Source organism: Allobosea sp. 2KB_26 (assembly GCF_052115715.1).
Taxonomy (GTDB): Bacteria; Pseudomonadota; Alphaproteobacteria; order Rhizobiales; family Beijerinckiaceae; genus Allobosea.
Genome location: NZ_JBFRHE010000011.1, coordinates 216,376 through 233,486, shown reverse-complemented (window position 1 = coordinate 233,486; position 17,111 = coordinate 216,376). Strand labels below are relative to the sequence as shown.

Sequence of the window (17,111 nt, the reverse complement as noted above, 5' to 3'; positions counted from 1 at the left end):
CCGTCTCACACTCGCAAGCTTAGTCAATATTACTTTTCATAAGATCAGATTTTTTCTGTTTTTGATAAACTATCATGATCAATCGCCGATCAGATTTTCTTTCGGCAGCGGATCCAGTTGGCTTGCGGCGGCATAGTGCATGTTGAGATCGCCCTTCTGGGCGATGAAGTTCGCGGCCGCATCGATGACGATGCGCATCGGCGGGGATGGCGGCGAGATCGCGCAGGCGAGCGAATAGGACAGGCTGGGCGCCGGCTGCGTCGTCTCGATCCGCACGAGATGGCCGGCCGCGAGATCCGGCTCCGCCGCCGAGTGCGAGACGAGCGCGACGCCCAGCCCCGCCTTGGCGAGATGCAGTCGCGTCGGCAGATGCGAGGCGCTGTGGTTGCGATGCGGCTCGGCGCCATCCTGCCTGAACCATTCGAGCATCAGGCTGTGCAGCAGCGTTCCCGGCCGGTCCGAGATGATCGGCCAGGCCGCGAGCTCGCGGCCCGCGAGCGGGCGCGCCGGCAGGTTGAGCCGGGGATGCGCGACCCAGATGTTGGAGACCTCGCCGACCGAGACGCTGTAGAGCCGGCTGCCGTCGAGCGGGCCGGCGACGACGGCAACGTCGAGCTGGCCGCGCTCCAGCCCGCTGCGCAGGGTTTCGCTGGAATCGACCGCGATCTCCAGGAGCAGCCCCGGATAGGAGCGCGCGATGCCTTCGACGAGGCCCGGCAGCCAGGTCATCGCGTGAATGCTCGTCGCCCCGAAACGCACCCGGCCCGTCAGGGCATCGCGCGTCCCGATGCGCTGCTGGACCTCCGAGGCGAGCGCGACGAACTGCGCCGCATAGGGCAGGAGTTCCTGTCCTTTGGGCGTCAGCACCGCGCCGCGCCCGATGCGCTCGAACAGGGCCAGGCCGAGCCCCTCCTCCGCCTCCCTGACGCGCGCGGAGATAGCCGCCTGAGACACGCCGAGCTGGCGTGCGGCCGCATGAAAGCTGCCCAGGCGGCCGATCCAGTAGAAGGCCTCGTAATGCTTCAGATTCATCGTCCGCTCACTCACCGAGGCGAGCAGAAGCGCGCATCTGGATGACCGATGCAAGGAGATGATATCCGGGACAGGCGCGCCGCGCCCGCAGGTTGCGAGGCCGCTCCTCAAATCGAGAGGCCGAACTCCGGAACTGATCGGAGGCTGATCGGAGCGAGCGGGCGCGCCCGCGCACGCCCCGAGGGCCATCACCAAACCGCCCTTCCCGTGCGCCCTGCGGCCGCTGGCGACCGGTCAAGGCAACGTCCCGATGGGGGTGGGAGCAGCCGTCAGTCAGTCTCCGGACTGTGCTGATGATGTGCGCCGGTCATGCAGGCGGCATCCAGCTCGGCCTTCAGGACTCCGCCGATGGTTGGACGGGCTCGCTTGGAGCCAGCCAGCAAACTGGGTTTGCGGTCGCTCGCGCCTCTTTCTGCTCGAGTCGACTGAGGCTGCGTGTTTGGCCATGCGATGGCCCTCCCCGCGCAAATGGCCAGGCTGCGGATCGCTGCGATTGATCGTCCAGTCTTGCGCCCGCTCCTTGAAAGCCTAGCCGTTCATGGCTGCGCGGCCAGCGCCTTGGCTATCGCCTGCGCAATCCAGTCCTGCGGGGTCAGCCCCGCCGCCCGCGCCCTGGCGCTGACCGCGTCGACGACGTCGGGCATCAGCGGCACGTCGAGAATGATGCGGTCCGCGACCTCGATGGCGTAGACCGCCCGCGTCGCCTGCAGGCTGAAACTCCGCAGCCGAGCGGTCTTCTGTGCGTCGGTCAGCGCTGTGTCTTTGGCCAACAGGGCACAATAGGCGCCGATCAGATTGTCGATGATCAGGGTTTTGCTCAGGCCCTGGCTGCGCAATCTGTCGACAGCGGCATTGAGCGACGCCGGATGGTCGAGCGGGTCCGAAACCGGCAGCAGCGAGGTGATGTCCTTGACCCCGGCCGGCGTATCGGCGGTGGGCCGCCCCCCGCATTCGAAGCCCGCCGCCCAAGCGGCGGGGCCAAACAGCAGGGACGACAGTGACAGGGTCGCCAGCAGGCGCGATGCAGTTCGCATGATGGTCCTCCTCGAATGCGGTTTGGCTCAAGGCCAGCGCTGGAAGCATTCCTCGCCACCTGTCAGGTCGTATCAGACCCGAAGGAGCCTGGATCATCGGACCGGATATCGTATCGGGTCCGATGATCCAGGCTTCTGCGTTTGCATCGGCCTTGCCCCGAAAACCGCAATCCACTTTTCGGGCGGATGCTTCAGGGTTTCCTTTTCCGTTCTGGAGTGATCCCGGGAGGCTCACAGCATCCGCCAGAGTGCCGGACGCTCCAAGCGCAAAATGCGGCCGGAACAGCAGCCGCTGCCGTGCTGGCCGGAGCTGCGGGATACGGTCAGCCGCCAAGTCCGCCCGTTCGGACGCGGGCAGCGGCGCCCCCGCCCCGTATTCGAGCATCGGATATGTCCGAAAACCGGACTTCCCCTTTTCGGTCCGATGCTCCGGCTGCTCCCGCGCAGGTCAGTCCAGCGACAGGCCGCCGCGAAGGCCGCGGCTCTCGGGCGGCAGCGCAGCCACGCGGACGCCATTCGTCGGCGGCGCGTTGAAGGCGCGCAGGGCCTTCTTCGGCAGGTCGAGATCATAGGGCCGGCTGGGCGGCAGCCGCATCGTGCTGACAAGGGTCAAAGCCGGGTTTGCGGGCGCAGTGGCAGCGGGCGTGGCAATGGCCGGCGCAGCACTTGCCGGCGCGGGCATTGCCGGCGCGAAGGCCAGCGGCGCTGCCGCATAGGACGCCGGCACGATCGAAGCGGTGGTGGCGGGAGCCTCAGGCGTCGAGGCCGCCGCGAGCTGATAGCTCGGCTCTTCGATGCGACGCCGCTCGGGCCGTTCGCCCTTCAGATAGAAGGCGTTCCCGCCCGCCAGCGTCACGTAGTGCATGTTGGGATAGGAAAAGCGCATGCCGGCCATATGAAAATGCTTGGCCGCTCCGACAGGCTCGTGGCGCTTTCCGTTGAGGATGTCTTCGGCGATGGCCTCGACCTTCGGCAGGTCGCGCGCCGCCATCGGACGGGTCAGCACGCCGGCCGCGAACTGGCGCGGAGCGCCGACGACGCCGCAGATCGTCTCGGGATAGCGCGGCGATTCCACCCGGTTCATCACCACCGTGCCGACGCTGAGCAGACCCGCGTCGCTCGAGCGGTTCGATTCGAAATACATCGCGCGGACGAGGCATTCCTTCTCGCGCGGGTCGGCCTTGGCCAGGGCAACGGCGCGCTTGCGGGCCTCGCGCGGCTCCTTGGTCGCGGGTGCAGCAGAGTTTGCAGCGGTTTCGACAGGCGACATGCTGCAGGCGCCGAGAGCCGGCGCAGCCAGTGAAATCAGAAGCGGGATCGCCTTGCGGCCGGGGCGGCGAAGACCGATGGAACGGACAGCATTGGCAGCGATCACGGCGCGCTTCATGCGGCAACCTCCTGATTTCGGGCTTCGGTCTGCCTGAGCAGGCGGACCATCGTCATCGGAAAGGACGCCGAAAGTCTTAACAGAAAGTTAATTTCGAAGGGAAGAGGCGAAGGAGCCAGGCGACGGATCGGCCATCGATGGGGCGGGACTGTCGGACGATCGCCATGGCGGCGCCATGCAACATGCGGCTTTTCGCCTGTGCCAATCGACTGGTGCGGCTCGCGCCGGAGGCAGAGCAGACCATCGCCCGGAAGCGGGCCTTCTTCGTCCGGGGCGACGCAGCGCCCGATCAGACCCGGTCGCCAAGCAGGAGTTTCGGTCCTAATGCACCGTCGCTTCTCCGTCCCCTTCCGGGTCGATCAAACCAGCGAGCCCGAGTTCCTCCAGCCCTTCATTGAACTCGGCCAAGGCCGCAGCGTCGGTCGCGAAGGTCTCTTCCCAGACTGTCGACCCGCCATCTTCATCGACAAGCTCGAGCGTCCAGCCCTCGCTGTCCGCGAGACGATAAATCTCGACCTGCACCGTCACACCATCGCGGGTGACGGTCTGGCAGAGCGGCGAGCGGAGAATGTCAGGATAGTCGTCGGTCATGCCGCTGAATGTACCCCCGGGACCGCGGCTACTCAAATCAACTGCGTGAGCCGGGGCGCGGACGACCTGATGACCGACGGCACGCGCGGGCCTGGCGGGCTCTGCTCTCAGGCCTGCGCGCGCGGATTGAGGACATCCCTGAGCTGATCGCCGATCAGGTTGATCGCGACCACCGTGATCAGCAGCGCCACGCCGGGATAGAAGCTGATCCAGAATTTTCCCGACAGCATGTGCTGATAGCCATTGGAGATCAGCAGGCCGAGGCTGGGCTCGGTGATCGGGACACCGAGGCCGAGGAAGGACAGGGTCGCCTCCAGCGCGATGGCGCGCGCGATCTGGACCGTGGCGATCACCATCAGGGGCGGCAGGCAGTTCGGCAGCAGGTGCCGGAACAGGATGCGCAGCGACGACGCGCCCTGGCAGATTGCCGCCTCGATATATTCCTTGCGCCGCTGCACCATCGCACTGGCGCGGGCGATGCGGGCATAGGCGGCCCATTCGACGATGATGAGCGCCAGGATGACGTTGACGACGCCCTTGCCGAGAAAGGCCAGGATCATCAGGGCGACCAGGATCGTCGGGAAGGAGAGCTGCAGGTCGACCACGCGCATGATCGCGGTGCCGGTGCGGCCGCCCGCATAGGCTGCGATGAGCCCGAGCGTCGTGCCGATGGCGGCTGCCGCCAGCGCCGAGGTCAGGCCGACCAGCAGGGAGATGCGCAGGCCGTAGAGAATGCCCGACAGCATGTCGCGGCCCTGATCGTCGGTGCCGAGCCAGTAGGTCATGCCCGTGGCCGAGACCGATCCGGGCGGCAGTTGCCCGTCCATGATGTCGAGCTGCATCAGGTCATAGGGATTCTGCGGCGCAATCCACGGCGCCACGAGCGCGAGAGCGATGATCGCGCAGAGCAGAATGAGGCCGAGCACGGCCAGGCGCGAGGCGGCAAAGGCCCTCAGGAAGCGCTGCAGCGGGGTGCGCCGCGTGGCGGGCGCCAAGTCCGGGGCGGCCAAGTCCGGCGCAGCCGTTTCCGGGGCGGTGGAACGCAAGGTTGGCATGGTGTTCACCTGCAAGGTCCCATCGCTCAGTTCTCGAGCCGGACGCGCGGATCGAGCGCCGTGTAGATCAGGTCGACCACGAGATTGATGACGACGAACAGCACGACGATGACCATGAGATAGGCGACGATCATCGGGCGATCGAGCAGGTTGATGCTGTCGATGATCAGCTTGCCCATGCCCGGCCAGGCGAAGATCGTCTCCGTCACCACCGAGAAGGCGATCACCGAGCCGAATTCCAGCCCGACGATGGTAACGACGGGGATCAGGATGTTCTTGAGGAGATGGACCCGCAGGATCGCGCTCTCGCCAAGGCCCTTGGCGCGGGCCGTGCGGATATAGTCCTGCGGAATGATCTCGCGGGTCTCGGCCCGCACCAGCCGCATCACCAGCGAGATCTTGAACAAAGCGAGGTTCAGGGCCGGCAGGATGAGATGGCGCAGGCCCTCCGGGGTCAGGAACGACCATTGCAGCCCGAGCAATTCGCGCGTCGGTCCGCGGCCGCCGGCCGGCAGCCAGCTCAGCTGCACCGCAAAGACCATGATCAGCAGCAGCCCGACCCAGAAGCTGGGCAGCGAGAAGCCCAGGATCGAGCCGGCCATCATCGTCTTCGCCACCGGCGAGTTCGGCCGGACGCCGGCATAGAGGCCGAGCGGAATGCCGATCACCACCGAGAGCAGCATGGCGGCGAGCGCCAGCTCGAGCGTCGCGGGCATGCGCTGCAGGATGACCCGCAGCGCCGGCTCGTTGAAGACGAAGCTGCGCCCGAGATCGCCCCTGACCGCGCCGCCGAGGAAGGAGAGATATTGCTGCCAGAGCGGCCGGTCGAGCCCGAAGGCCGCGACCACGCGCAGGCGTTCCGCCTGGTCGGCATCGGGCGGAACCAGCACGGCAACCGGATCGCCGATCACGTTGACGCCGACGAAGACGATCACGGTCATGGCGAGCACGACCGCGAAAGCCTGCAGAAGTCGTTGGGCGAACCAGGCAATCATTAGATGTCCCCGGGCGACGGACCGTGCCGGTCCGCCGCGATGTCGATGCTCGAGTTACTTGGCTCGTGTTACTTGGCTCGGGTTACTTGGCTCGGGTTACTTGGCTCGTGTTATTTGGCCTGGCGGGCATCCACCGCCAGCGTGCGCTCGTCGCGGCGCGGGTCGATGACGATGCCCTTGCGGGTGACCCAGGCGTTGTCGAGGATGAAGAGCGGGATGATCGGCACCTCGCGCGCCGCCGTCTCGACCGCGCCGACGAGCAGCTGCTCGCGCTTGCCGTCGTCGATCGTCGCCAGCGCCTGGACGATCTGCGCATCGAGCGCCGGGTTCGCATAGCGCCCGTAATTGAACACGCCGAGGCCCTTGGAGGGATTGTTGCTGGCGAGCACGTTCGAGAGCAGGTAGCCGGCCTCGCCCGTCGGGCTGCCCCAGCCCCAGAGTCCGGCGCCGAATTCCTGCTTGCCGCCGCGCGTCGCATAGGCGCTCCAGGGCAGCGTCTCGACCGCGGTCTTGACGCCGATCCGCGTCCACATCTGGGCGACCGCCTGGGCGGTTGCCGCATCGTTGGGGTAGCGGTCATTGGGCGTGAAGAGCGTGATCTTGAACCCGTCCGGGAAACCCGCCTCCTTCAGCAGCGCCTTGGCCTTGTTGGGGTCATTGGCGGGAACCGCGACGCTCTTGGCATAGGAATAGGTGCCGGCCGGCAGCCACTGGCCGGTCGGCCGGGCCGTCTTCTGCATGATCCGGTCGGCCAGGCCCTCGCGGTTGATCGCGATGGACAGCGCCTGGCGCACCTTGAGATCGAGCAGCGGGTTCTTCGGCAGCGGCTTGCCGTCATTGCCGGTGACGGTGGCGGCACCCGGCTCGAGCGAATTCAGCGCGAGATAGATGACGCGCAGCCCTTCCGTGGTGGCGACAGCGACGCGCGGATCCGCCTTCAGCTTCTCGAGATCGCCGACGGGCGGCGTGTCGATGATGTCGACATCGCCCGCCAGGACGGCAGCGACCCGTGCACCGGAATTGGTGATCATCCGCAGCGTGACCTTGTCCCAGTCCTGCTTGGGCCCCCACCAGGCGTCGTTGCGGACGAGCTCGACCCGGTCGCCCGGGGTCTGGCTGACGAATTTATAGGGGCCGGTGCCGATGGCGGCCTTGCCGGAATTATAGTCCTCGGTCGTGGCGGTCTCGCCGACATGGCGCGAGACGATCGGCACGAAGGCGAGCTCGCGCGGCAGGTTGGGGGCCGGCTCGCCGGTGTCGATGCGCAGCGTCAGCGGATCGACGACCTCGACCGTCTTCACGGCGCGCAGGAAGCCGCCGAAGCCACCGGGGCTGTTGGGGACGTTGCGAGCGCGCTGATAGGTGAAGGCGACATCGTCGGCGGTGAAGGGCTTGCCGTCATGCCAGGTCACGCCGGGACGCAGCTTGAACTCCCAGACCGTGTCGGAGACCGGCGTCCAGCTCAGGGCGAGGCCGGGCTTCAGGCTGACATCGGGCGCGCGGTCGACAAGGCGGTCGAAGACATGCATCGCGACGGAATGATTGGGCGTGGCATTGTAGAAATGCGGGTCGATCGAAGTGAAGGCGCCGCCGATCGCGATCCGCAGCGGGGCCGCCTGTGCGGGCGCGAGGCCGAGCCCCGTCGTCAGCAGCGTCGCCGCAAGCCAGGTTTTCAGTGATGCGCTCATCGGGGTCCTCATGATCGATTGACTGGAATTAGGTCTGCTGGCCGCTTCGTTCCGGCTCAGCCGCTCAGCCACATGCCGTCGCGCTGCGGGTCGGCGCCGGCCGACAGGCGCCCGGCATCGGCGAGCACCGCATGCAGCGCCGCGAAGGCGAAGCCCTGGTAGGAGCGCGCGACGCGATAGCCCTGCCGCTCCAGCTCCTGGGCGACATAGCGCGGGATCCGGTTCGAGATATCGATGCTGTTGCTGGTCACGCTGATCCGTGGCGCCGCCACGGCATCGAAGACCGGCATGCCGAAATCGACGATGTTGCTGATGCCCTGCGCCATTGCCGGCAGGATCGCGGTGCCGCCTGGCGCGCCGATGACGATGAAGGGCCTGTCATCCTTGAAGACGATGCTCGGCATCTGCGAGCTGGTGCGGCCCTTGTTCGGCGCCAGCGAGCCCGGCCGGCCGGGCCGCGGATCGAAGGCGCTCATCAGCCCGTTATACATGAAGCCCAGCCCATCGCTGATGACGCCGCTGGGGATGTTGAGCGTGTGGGTGAGCGTCACCGCATTGCCCTCGCCGTCGACGACGCAGACCTGCGTGGTGTCGTTGGCCTCGGGCTTCAGCTTCATGCGCTCGATGGCGCCGCGCTCGCCCCGGCGGATGCTCTGCGCCAGCGTCGCGGCATAGTCCTTCGCCAGCAGCCGGTCGGTCGGCACCTCGACGAAATCGGGATCGCCGATATGCGCGTCCTTGTCGGCGGTCACCCGCATCAGCGCCTCGGTCAGGATGCGCAGATGCTCGCCGCCATTGTGTTCGAGCTCGCCGAGCGGGAAATTCTCGAGGACATGCAGCAGCTGGATCAGCGAGACGCCGCCGCCGGGCGGCTGGACGCTGGCGATGCGGTGGCCGCGATAGCTGCCCCAGACCGGCTTCGAGCGGCGCAACTGGTAGTTCGCCAGGTCCTCATAGGCGAGCAGGCCGCCATTCGCCTTCATGTCGGCGGCGATCTGCTCGGCGATCTCGCCGCGATAGAAGATCTCGGGGCCGGCCGCCGCGATCCGCTCCAGGGTGCGGGCGAGATCGGGATTGGCGACGGTGTCGCCGGGGCGCTTCAGGCTGCCATCGCCCCGGAAATACAGCTCCCGGCCGGTCGCGCTGAAGCGGAGCAGGTCCTCATTGGGCACCCGTCCCTGCTCGGACTGGTTCAGCGCCATGTAGTAATGCATGTAGGGCCGGATCCTGAACCCGCCCCGCGCGTAGTCGATCGCCGGCTGCATGATATCGGCGAGATCCATGGTGCCGTATTCGGCCAGCGCCGTGGTGTATCCCTTCAGGTTGCCGGGCGAACCGACGGCCTGGTAGCCGATCTCGTTGACATGGCCCTTGACCACGAAGGAGAAGCCGTCCGGCGCTTCGCCGATGATCGCGTCCTGCCACATGTCGGCACGGGTCGCCGCCGGGCTGCGGGCATAGAATTCCAGCACCTCATGGGCATTGCGGCCGGGCATGTAGATCTGCATCGAGCCATAGCCGGCGATGCCGGTCATTTGCGGATCGACGACGGATTGCACGAAGGCGCAGGCGATCGCGGCATCGACGGCGTTGCCGCCGCGCCTGAGAACCAGCGCTCCGGCCTCGACGGCCTCGGGCTGGGCCGCGACGATCATCCCGGCCATCGGCTCAGCCCTTCCCGCCCGGAGCGGCAGCTCCAAACGCTGCGGCGGGAAAACGTCCGAGCTCCTCCAGCAGCATCGGCCAGGCCTGCAGGCCGAGCGGGATCGACGCCAGATGGAAGAACTCGTTGGGCGCGTGTACGTCCTCGTCGGGCAGGTTGAAGCCGAACATCAGCGTGTCGAGACCGAGCGTCTCCTTGAAGATCGCGGTGATCGGCACGGTCGCGCCGAGCCGGACATGGACCGGCTCCTGCTGCGACGTCGTCCTGAGGACGCGCGTGGCGGCCTGGACCAGGGGGTGATCGGCAGCGAGCGTCGAGGCCGGCGAGCCGCCGCCGATCGCCTCGAAGCTGACCGCGACGCCGGACCGCGCCACGGCCAGGATATGCTCCTTGAGCGCCTGCGCCGCCTGGTCGGGGTCCTGCCCCGGTGCGAGACGGATCGTGATCTTGGCGCGCGCCTCGTCGGGGATCACCGTCTTGCTGCCGGAGCCGGTATAGCCGCCCCACATGCCATTGACGTCGATGGCGGGGCGGAGCGTCAGTCTCTCGCGGATGCTGTAGCCCGGCTCGCCCGCGGCGATGCCGCCGATATCGCCGACAAAGGCCGCCTCGTCGAAAGGCAGGGCGGCGGTGTCGTGCCGGTCCCGCTCGCTGAGCGGGCGCACGGCCTCCATCAGCGCCGGGATCGCGATCGCGCCATTCCGGTCATGGAGCGTTGCGATGATCGCGGCGAGTTCGTGCAGGGCGTTGCGGACCGCGCCGCCATAGCGGCCGGAATGCAGCTCCTTGTCGGCGGTGCGGACCACGAGTTCGAGCTTGGTCAGCCCGCGCGCCCCGACATTGATCGTCGGTACGTTCGGGCTGGCGCGGCCGCCATCGGCGGAGATCATGGCGTCGGCCTCGAGAAGCGAGCCATAGCGCTCGACGATGGCATGCAGGCTCGGGCTGCCGGTCTCCTCCTCGCCCTCGATGAAGAGCTTGATATTGACCGGGCAACGGCCGTTGACCGCGAGGAAGGCCGCGACCGTCTCGATGGCGATCGTGGTCGAGCCCTTCACATCGGACGCGCCGCGCGCATAAAGCCTGCCGTCGCGGGTCGTCGGCTCGAAGGGCGGCGTCTTCCAGAGCGCCAGCGGATCAGGCGGCTGCACATCGTAATGGCCGTAGATGATGATCGTGGGGGCGCCCGGCGCGCCGAGCCAGGTGCCGTAGACTGCCGGCTGACCGCCGCCATCGAGCAGCTGGACATCCGACAGCCCGATCTCCCTGAGCCAGTCGAGCAGGAACTCGCGCGTGTCCTGCATGCCCTGCGCATAGGCCGGATCGGTGCTGACGCTCGGCAGCCTCAGGAAGGCATTCAGCCGGTCCAGCACGGCATCGTGCCGGGCGAGCAGATGATCGACGACGGGCTGCGCGCTCATCGCGGGCCTCCAAGGGGTTGGGGATGGCAAATGGGGCTCGCTGCCGGGCTCTCGCCGGCGATCGCGTCCAGCACCGCTTTGGGGACCGGCACGGAGGCCGCGAGCAGCAGGAAGGACAGGGTCTTGCCATGGCCGTCGAGGCCGAGGCTGGCATTGACGCCGCCGTCGAGAACATCGTCGAGGACGAAATTGAAGGCTGACAGCCGGGGCAGTTCATAGCGCACGACCCGGGAGGGTGCTCTCGCCCGAAAGATCTCCGCGACGACATCGGCCGTGAGCTCTGCGGCCAGCACCGGGAAGAGCGCCGGGTGGCGGCAGACCAGCGCGATATTCAGGCGGTTGCCCTTGTCGCCGGAGCGGGCATGAGCAAGCGCATGGAGGGGTGTGCTGAGCAGTTCCATCAGCCCATACCCTCCAGGAAGCTTACGCTGGGCGTGACCCTGTCGCGCGCGACCAGGCAGGACGCGCTGCGCAGCCGCGGCGTCAGGCGCCTGCGCACTCCGCCCCCGCCGGCCGGCCCGGCGCAGTACAGCGCCTCGACCTCGTCCAGCAGGCACTCGGCGGCAGCGCGATCATCGCTTTCGGCCGCGAAGCGGATGCGCAGATCGGACGGCAGCCTGTCCCAGGCGATCCCGGTGACGCCGGAGCCCGCGCGGTCGCCGAAGACGCTGACGGCGCCGATCAGGTCGACGCGGATGGCGAGAGCGGGATGGTACCGGCGCATCCGACGCTGCACGGTCTCGATCGCGAGTTTTGCCCGCGCCCCGGCATTGGGACCGGCATAGGAGATTTCGGCCTCGGCGAGATGGCCGCCATCGACGCAGATCGTCGCCTTCAGGGTGGGCGGCAGCGGGTGGCCCCTGGCGCCGGTGACGCGCACCCGGTCGGGGCCGACCTGCTTGATCTCGACCTTAGTCAGGTCGAGCACGACATCGGGCGTCAGATAGGCGGCCGGATCGTGGATCTCATAGAGGATCTGTTCGGTGACGGTGCGCCGGTCGACCAGCCCGCCGGTGCCGTCGGGCTTGGTCACGACGAAGCTGCCATCGGCCTCGACCTCGGCAATGGGATAGCCAATCCGGTCCATGCCCGGCACGTCCTTGACGCCCGGATCAGCGAAATAGCCGCCCGTGACCTGCGACCCGCATTCGAGCAGATGCCCGGCCAGGATGCCGGCGGCAAGCCGGTCCCAATCGTCCCAGGCCCAGCCGAAGCTGTGAATCAGCGGCCCGAGCACCAGGGCGGGATCGGCGACGCGCCCGGTGACGACGATGTCGGCGCCGCGCGACAGGGCCTCGGCGATCGGGCCCGCACCGAGATAGGCATTGGCGGCGATGATCTCGGGCGCCCGCGCCAGGACCGTGCCATCGCTCTCGCAGGCGGCGAATTCGGCTGGACTCATCAGGCCGAGAAGGTCATCGCCCTCGACGACGGCGATCTTCAGGCGGGGATATCCGGCCTCTACGGCCCAGCCCCGGATTTTCGCGGCAGCGGCCCGCGGATTGGCCGCGCCGAAATTGCCGATGATCCTGATGCCGTGCCGGGCGGCGTCCCTGAGCGCCGGGCGCAGCAGGCGCTCGAGCGCGGGGACCTCGCCGCGGGCGGGGTTGGCGATCCGGTCGATCTGCGCGAGCGCCAGCGTGCGTTCGGCCAGCGTCTCGAAGATCAGGAAACGGGGCCCGTCATGCTGCGCCAAGGCCTCGATCACCGGCCCGGCCGAATCCGATCGGTCCCCGGCAAAGCCCGCCGCAGCACCGATCCGAACCTGTGTCACCATGCCGAACTCATCCGTTTCCGTCAGCCCGGCCCTGGCCGCGCATGATGCATTGATGGCGCTGCATTCAGAAAGTCAAATAATGGGAGTTCATTATTTCATAGGATAAGCCTATGACTGAAACATACGGGGATGCGAGCCACCGCCTGCCCGGCCGATCGAGCGCCGAGGCCGCATGAACCTGACAATCCGGCAATTGGAGATCCTGGTCGCGATCGGCGAGACGCTGAATCTCACGGCTGCGGCCGAGCGCCTGGGCATCACGCAACCATCCGTCAGCGAGACGCTGAAGCGCATCGAGGCCGAGCTCGGCTATCGGCTGGTGCACCGGACGACGCGCGCGCTGACGCTGACCTATGAAGGGCGGCACGTCGTCGCCAGTGCGCGCGATGCCGTGCGCAGCCTGCACCAGACCTTCGAGGCGATCGCCGGCCGGAACGAAGGCGTGCATGGCCGGGTCTCGATCGCCGCGCTGCCATCCGTGGTCTGTACGCTGCTGCCCGCCGCTATCCGCGCCTTTCGCAGCAGCTTCCCCGGCATCGAGGTCCAGATCCGCGACGCGCCGCAGGACCGGGCGACGGAACTCCTGGAGGACGGCATCGTGGATCTCGCGATCGTCAGCCACCCGGCCGCGCTCGGGGCCTTCGCCTTCGACCCGGTCACGTCGGACCGCATGCACCTGATCTGCCACCGCCAGCACAGCCTGGCCGGGCGCGAGAGCGTGACCTGGGCGGACCTTGCCGGACACGACTTCATCGCGATCTCGCCGGCCTCGTCGGTGCGCCGGCTCACCGATGCCGGGTTCGTCCATGGCAACCTGTCGATCGAGCCCCGATACGAAGTCGACCAGATCCCCTCGGCGGCGGCCCTTGCGGCGGCCGGCCTCGGCATCACGGCCTTGCCATCGATGACCTTCGCGATGTTCCGGAGCACGGATCTGGCCACGGTGCCGATCACGGCGCCCACCATCGAGCGCCGGATCGGCTTGCTCTGGGTCAAATCCCGGCCGCTCTCACTCAGCGCGACCCGGCTGGCGGACGCGATCCGGAAACATGGCGGCGGCTGACCCAACGGCGCTTCGACGAGCCCCCTCGCCGTCTCAAGGTGCGACCACTCTTCGCCGAAGAGCTAGATCATCGGACCGGAAATCGTGTCCGGGCCGATGATCTAACCCTTTGTGTTTGCATCGGCTTTCCCGAAAACCGCAATCCACTTTTCCGGCCGATGCTTTATGCGTCGGCAACTGACCCCGCACGATCCGAGCCGATGCGCTCGGCCTCGATGCCCTGGGGATGCGTTCCGGCCGCGGGCTCGGCGGAAGCCCGCAGCCGAAACCGTGCACTGTGCGCAACACCTCAATGCAGCGAGCGGAATGTCGCGCGCAGATCGTCGGTCAGCGCTTGCGGCTGCTCCCAGGCCGCAAAATGTGTGCCCGTGTCGTGGCGCCCGTAGAAGACCAGGTTCGGATAGGCCTTGCGTGTCCAGCTTTCCGGCGCCTGATAGATCTCGTCGTGGAACGCGCTGACGCCGGTCGGCAGCGCTATGCCCTTGGGCGCGAAGAACGCGAGCTTGCTTTCCCGGTACAGCCGCGCCGAGGAGACGGCCGTGTTCGTCAGCCAGTACAGCGTGATGTTGTCGAGGATATCGTCCCGGGTCAGGCCCTCTTTCGCGCCATCGAAGACGCGCGAGATAAGGTTGTAGCTGCGGATGTCGTGGTCGATGATCCAGGCGGCCAGCCCCACCGGCGAATCCGCCAGCGCGTAGAGCGTCTGCGGCCGGCCCGCCATTTCCTGCGCGTAGCCGAGTCCGTTCGCATAGAAATCGACGAGTTGGTCCCAGGCATGCTTTTCCTCGGCATCCAGGCCCGAAGGCTCGGGGCCGTTGGGAAGCAGCGGGGCAATCTCGGCTGGAACCGTGGCGGGCATGTTGGTGTGGATCCCGATCAGGCCGGCCGGGCGTTGCAGCGCCATCTGCTCGGTGACCGCATTGCCCCAATCGCCGCCCTGCGCGACATAGCGCTGGTAGCCGAGCCGCTGCATCAGCACGGCCCAGGCGCGCGCGACATGCTGCGGATCCCAGCCATTGACGGCCGGCTTGCCGGAAAAGCCATAGCCCGGCAGCGACGGGATCACGACATCGAAGGCATCGGCTGCAGTGCCGCCAAAAGCGGTCGGATCGGTGAGCGGGTCGATGATCTTCAGCTGCTCGATGATCGACCCGGGCCAACCATGCGTGACGATGATCGGCAGCGCGTCCGGGTGTTTCGACTTCACCTGGATGAAGTGAATATCCAACCCGTCGATCGTCGTGACGAAGTTCGGGTAGCTGTTGATCCGTGTCTCGGCGTCTCGCCAGTCATGCTGGTCCGCCCAGTACGCGGCGAGTTTCTCGATGGTCGAGAGGCTGACGCCCTGCGTCGGGTCGTTCTCGCGCTCGGGCCATTTCGTCGCCTTGATGCGGCGCTTCAGGTCGGCGAGTTCTTCGTCGGTCGCATGGTAGCGGAATGGCCGGATCGAACTGTCGCCGCTCGCCTTCGGGTCTGCGGCCGCAGTCTCCTGCGGCGAGCCACCGACGCGCGAGGGAGGCGGAGCTGCGGTCGCGTTCACGGCGGGAAGCATCGCGCCGATCGTTCCCACGACGGTTGATGCAATGAAGCTCCTGCGGCCGATCAAGGGGTGGGGGCCAGGCATGGCGGTTCTCCTCAGGGGTTAAAGCGGAGACGGGAACGGTGCTGACGAGCCCGTCCGCGTCCCCGGTTCGGCGTGCATGGGGGCCATCCGCGCCGCGGCATCTGGATGGGGTCAGGCGGCGACGGCGAGCGCGACGCGGGCGTCGATCCCGTTGCGGGTCATCTTCGAATAGGGGCAGGTCGCATGCGCGCGCTCGACCAGCTGCTGCGCGATGTCATCGGCGAGGCCGGGGATGCTGACATTCAGGCGGGCGGTCAGGAAATAGCCTTCCGCATCGTCAAGCGACAGGTTCACCTCGGCATCGACAGCCGTCTCGGGCGGCAGCCTGACGCCCCGTTCCCGGGCTGCGTGTGCCAGCGCGCCCTCGAAGCAGGCGGACCAGCCGGCCGCGAAGAGCTGCTCGGGATTGGTGCCGGGACGGTTCGAGCCGGGCACCGACAACTTGACGTCGAGCTGGCCGTCCGAACTCTTCGCCCAGCCCTCGCGGCCTCCGACGGTGTGGACCTGCGCGGTGAAGAGAGTCTTGGTCGTCATAGCGAAGCTCCTGTCTTTGTATTCGGGGTTGCCAATACGTAGAGGAGGCTTCAGTTCGGCAGCAGATCGTCAAAGCGATAGGCAGCCTCTCACGTGCCGATATGGACGATGCCACGCCGGTTTCGCCTGCTGGCGAGCGGCCAACGATCGGCGCGCTATCCCTGCGCTTACTCTCCCGCTGGCCTGAACGCAGCGAGTTCCTGCAAGCGCCGCCTCAATCGTGGCGCCATCCAATCGATGAACACGCGCACTTTCAGCGGCAAGAGGCCCTGCCGGGCATAGACCAGGTGAACGGGAAAGGACTGGCTCTCATACGCGTCGAACAATGTGACAAGGGCACCCGACTGTAGCTCTCTGGCGACCTGATAGAGAGGCGCGCGAATGATGCCGACCCCGCGCGCGGCGGCGGTGACGGTCGCGGTGACCGTATTGGCGGACACCCGAATGGTGGGTTTGCCTTCCAGCCTGCGGTCCTTCTGCCGATAGATCCAGCCTGGCTCGGTGATCTCGCCGAAGACGACGCCGTCATGGTCGACAAGGTGCTCCGGGCTCGACGGGCGCCCCTTGCGCGCCAGATAGGCCGGGCTGGCGCATGTCACGAAACCGAAATCGCCGACCTTGACCGCGTAGAACGAACTATCGGCAAGCTCGCCCAATCGCACGCCGACATCGACGTGCTCCTCGACGAGGTTCACGATGCGATCGACGGACAGCACGTTCAGCGTGATCTCAGGATGTTCGCAGAGGAAGTCGTAGGTGAGCGGCAGCACATGGTCGTGGCCGAATGCGATCGGCACGGTGATCGTCAGCACGCCCCTCGGCGTCTCGTATTCGCCCGATGCCCGCAGCTCGGCGTTCTCGATTTGCGCGATGATCTGGCGCGCCGCATCGACATAGTCGCGCCCCGCATCGGTGAGCTGGACATTCCGGCTGGTCCGGACGAGCAGGCGCGTGCCGAGATGGCGCTCGAGCTCCGCGACTTTCCGACTGACGCTCGGCAGCGGTGCGTTCAGCTTGCGGCTTCCCGCCGACAAGCTGCCGGCGTCGACGACCGCCAGAAAAACCTGCATCGCATCGAAGCGGTCCATCAGGCCCCACACTCCTTTGCGCCGGCGATAGACACTCTGTCCGCGACACCGGTCCGATCCTTGGTACCGGCCTGGGCCAGCCCGATCGATCGGCCGGGTTCAGTCTAACGCGCGGTCAGCCTTGCTGCCATGGGTGTGGTGATTGAGGCGACGGCGGCA

The 17,111-nt window shown here is 67.1% G+C and carries 15 protein-coding genes; 1 reads left to right on the top strand and 14 read right to left on the bottom strand.

Annotated elements, in window-relative coordinates; genetic code table 11:
- Positions 1-78 precede the first annotated feature (78 nt).
- The 11 genes from AB4099_RS25450 to AB4099_RS25400 all read right to left on the bottom strand — a co-directional run bounded on the left by AB4099_RS25450 (position 79) and on the right by AB4099_RS25400 (position 12,643).
- A complete protein-coding gene (locus AB4099_RS25450) occupies positions 79-1,032 on the bottom strand; it encodes a LysR family transcriptional regulator (protein ID WP_441480103.1) in 954 nt (317 codons plus the stop codon).
- Between the two features lie 536 nt (positions 1,033-1,568).
- A complete protein-coding gene (locus tag AB4099_RS25445) occupies positions 1,569-2,066 on the bottom strand; it encodes a hypothetical protein (protein ID WP_441480102.1) in 498 nt (165 codons plus the stop codon).
- Positions 2,067-2,514: 448 nt separating this feature from the next.
- On the bottom strand, positions 2,515-3,453 hold the full coding sequence (locus AB4099_RS25440) for a cell wall hydrolase (protein WP_441480101.1): 939 nt from the start codon (positions 3,451-3,453) through the stop codon (positions 2,515-2,517).
- A 321-nt stretch (positions 3,454-3,774) separates the two neighbouring features.
- On the bottom strand, positions 3,775-4,044 hold the full coding sequence (locus AB4099_RS25435; RefSeq protein ID WP_441480100.1) for a hypothetical protein: 270 nt from the start codon (positions 4,042-4,044) through the stop codon (positions 3,775-3,777).
- 107 nt (positions 4,045-4,151) lie between these two features.
- Positions 4,152-5,099 (bottom strand): ABC transporter permease, encoded by a 948-nt coding sequence (locus AB4099_RS25430; protein WP_441480099.1) that lies wholly within the window; start codon positions 5,097-5,099, stop codon positions 4,152-4,154.
- Between the two features lie 26 nt (positions 5,100-5,125).
- Entirely contained in the window at positions 5,126-6,094 is a 969-nt protein-coding gene (locus tag AB4099_RS25425; protein ID WP_441480098.1) for an ABC transporter permease, read from the bottom strand.
- 110 nt (positions 6,095-6,204) lie between these two features.
- Entirely contained in the window at positions 6,205-7,782 is a 1,578-nt protein-coding gene (locus AB4099_RS25420; RefSeq protein WP_441480097.1) for an ABC transporter substrate-binding protein, read from the bottom strand.
- Between the two features lie 56 nt (positions 7,783-7,838).
- Positions 7,839-9,446 carry a gamma-glutamyltransferase gene (gene ggt, locus AB4099_RS25415; protein WP_441480096.1) on the bottom strand — a complete coding sequence of 536 codons (1,608 nt, stop codon included), beginning with the start codon at positions 9,444-9,446 and terminating at the stop codon, positions 7,839-7,841.
- Positions 9,447-9,450: 4 nt separating this feature from the next.
- Positions 9,451-10,866: a dipeptidase gene (locus AB4099_RS25410; RefSeq protein ID WP_441480095.1), complete on the bottom strand. Its 1,416-nt coding sequence runs from the start codon at positions 10,864-10,866 to the stop codon at positions 9,451-9,453.
- Positions 10,863-11,267, bottom strand: coding sequence for an AtuA-related protein (locus AB4099_RS25405; protein ID WP_441480094.1), 405 nt, complete (start codon positions 11,265-11,267; stop codon positions 10,863-10,865). Before AB4099_RS25405 ends, AB4099_RS25410 begins: the two co-directional genes overlap by 4 nt.
- Positions 11,267-12,643: an acyclic terpene utilization AtuA family protein gene (locus tag AB4099_RS25400; RefSeq protein WP_441480093.1), complete on the bottom strand. Its 1,377-nt coding sequence runs from the start codon at positions 12,641-12,643 to the stop codon at positions 11,267-11,269. Before AB4099_RS25400 ends, AB4099_RS25405 begins: the two co-directional genes overlap by 1 nt.
- 172 nt (positions 12,644-12,815) lie before the next feature.
- Here AB4099_RS25400 and AB4099_RS25395 point away from each other — a divergent pair, with 172 nt between their 5' ends.
- Entirely contained in the window at positions 12,816-13,706 is an 891-nt protein-coding gene (locus AB4099_RS25395; protein ID WP_441480092.1) for a LysR substrate-binding domain-containing protein, read from the top strand.
- Positions 13,707-13,995: 289 nt separating this feature from the next.
- Here the strand turns inward: AB4099_RS25395 and AB4099_RS25390 are convergent, their stop codons facing one another.
- The 3 genes from AB4099_RS25390 to AB4099_RS25380 form a co-directional block, all read right to left on the bottom strand.
- Positions 13,996-15,330: an epoxide hydrolase family protein gene (locus tag AB4099_RS25390; RefSeq protein WP_441480091.1), complete on the bottom strand. Its 1,335-nt coding sequence runs from the start codon at positions 15,328-15,330 to the stop codon at positions 13,996-13,998.
- Positions 15,331-15,441: 111 nt separating this feature from the next.
- Entirely contained in the window at positions 15,442-15,864 is a 423-nt protein-coding gene (locus tag AB4099_RS25385; protein ID WP_441480090.1) for an organic hydroperoxide resistance protein, read from the bottom strand.
- Positions 15,865-16,031: 167 nt separating this feature from the next.
- Positions 16,032-16,952 (bottom strand): LysR family transcriptional regulator, encoded by a 921-nt coding sequence (locus AB4099_RS25380; protein ID WP_441480089.1) that lies wholly within the window; start codon positions 16,950-16,952, stop codon positions 16,032-16,034.
- Positions 16,953-17,111 lie beyond the last annotated feature (159 nt).

Coding starts and splice junctions, on each gene's coding strand:
- AB4099_RS25450 (WP_441480103.1), bottom strand. CDS start 1,032: ATGAATCTGAAGCATTACGAGGCCTTCTACTGGATCGGCCGCCTGGGC.
- AB4099_RS25445 (WP_441480102.1), bottom strand. CDS start 2,066: ATGCGAACTGCATCGCGCCTGCTGGCGACCCTGTCACTGTCGTCCCTG.
- AB4099_RS25440 (WP_441480101.1), bottom strand. CDS start 3,453: ATGAAGCGCGCCGTGATCGCTGCCAATGCTGTCCGTTCCATCGGTCTT.
- AB4099_RS25435 (WP_441480100.1), bottom strand. CDS start 4,044: ATGACCGACGACTATCCTGACATTCTCCGCTCGCCGCTCTGCCAGACC.
- AB4099_RS25430 (WP_441480099.1), bottom strand. CDS start 5,099: ATGCCAACCTTGCGTTCCACCGCCCCGGAAACGGCTGCGCCGGACTTG.
- AB4099_RS25425 (WP_441480098.1), bottom strand. CDS start 6,094: ATGATTGCCTGGTTCGCCCAACGACTTCTGCAGGCTTTCGCGGTCGTG.
- AB4099_RS25420 (WP_441480097.1), bottom strand. CDS start 7,782: ATGAGCGCATCACTGAAAACCTGGCTTGCGGCGACGCTGCTGACGACG.
- ggt (WP_441480096.1), bottom strand. CDS start 9,446: ATGGCCGGGATGATCGTCGCGGCCCAGCCCGAGGCCGTCGAGGCCGGA.
- AB4099_RS25410 (WP_441480095.1), bottom strand. CDS start 10,866: ATGAGCGCGCAGCCCGTCGTCGATCATCTGCTCGCCCGGCACGATGCC.
- AB4099_RS25405 (WP_441480094.1), bottom strand. CDS start 11,267: ATGGAACTGCTCAGCACACCCCTCCATGCGCTTGCTCATGCCCGCTCC.
- AB4099_RS25400 (WP_441480093.1), bottom strand. CDS start 12,643: ATGGTGACACAGGTTCGGATCGGTGCTGCGGCGGGCTTTGCCGGGGAC.
- AB4099_RS25395 (WP_441480092.1), top strand. CDS start 12,816: ATGAACCTGACAATCCGGCAATTGGAGATCCTGGTCGCGATCGGCGAG.
- AB4099_RS25390 (WP_441480091.1), bottom strand. CDS start 15,330: ATGCCTGGCCCCCACCCCTTGATCGGCCGCAGGAGCTTCATTGCATCA.
- AB4099_RS25385 (WP_441480090.1), bottom strand. CDS start 15,864: ATGACGACCAAGACTCTCTTCACCGCGCAGGTCCACACCGTCGGAGGC.
- AB4099_RS25380 (WP_441480089.1), bottom strand. CDS start 16,952: ATGGACCGCTTCGATGCGATGCAGGTTTTTCTGGCGGTCGTCGACGCC.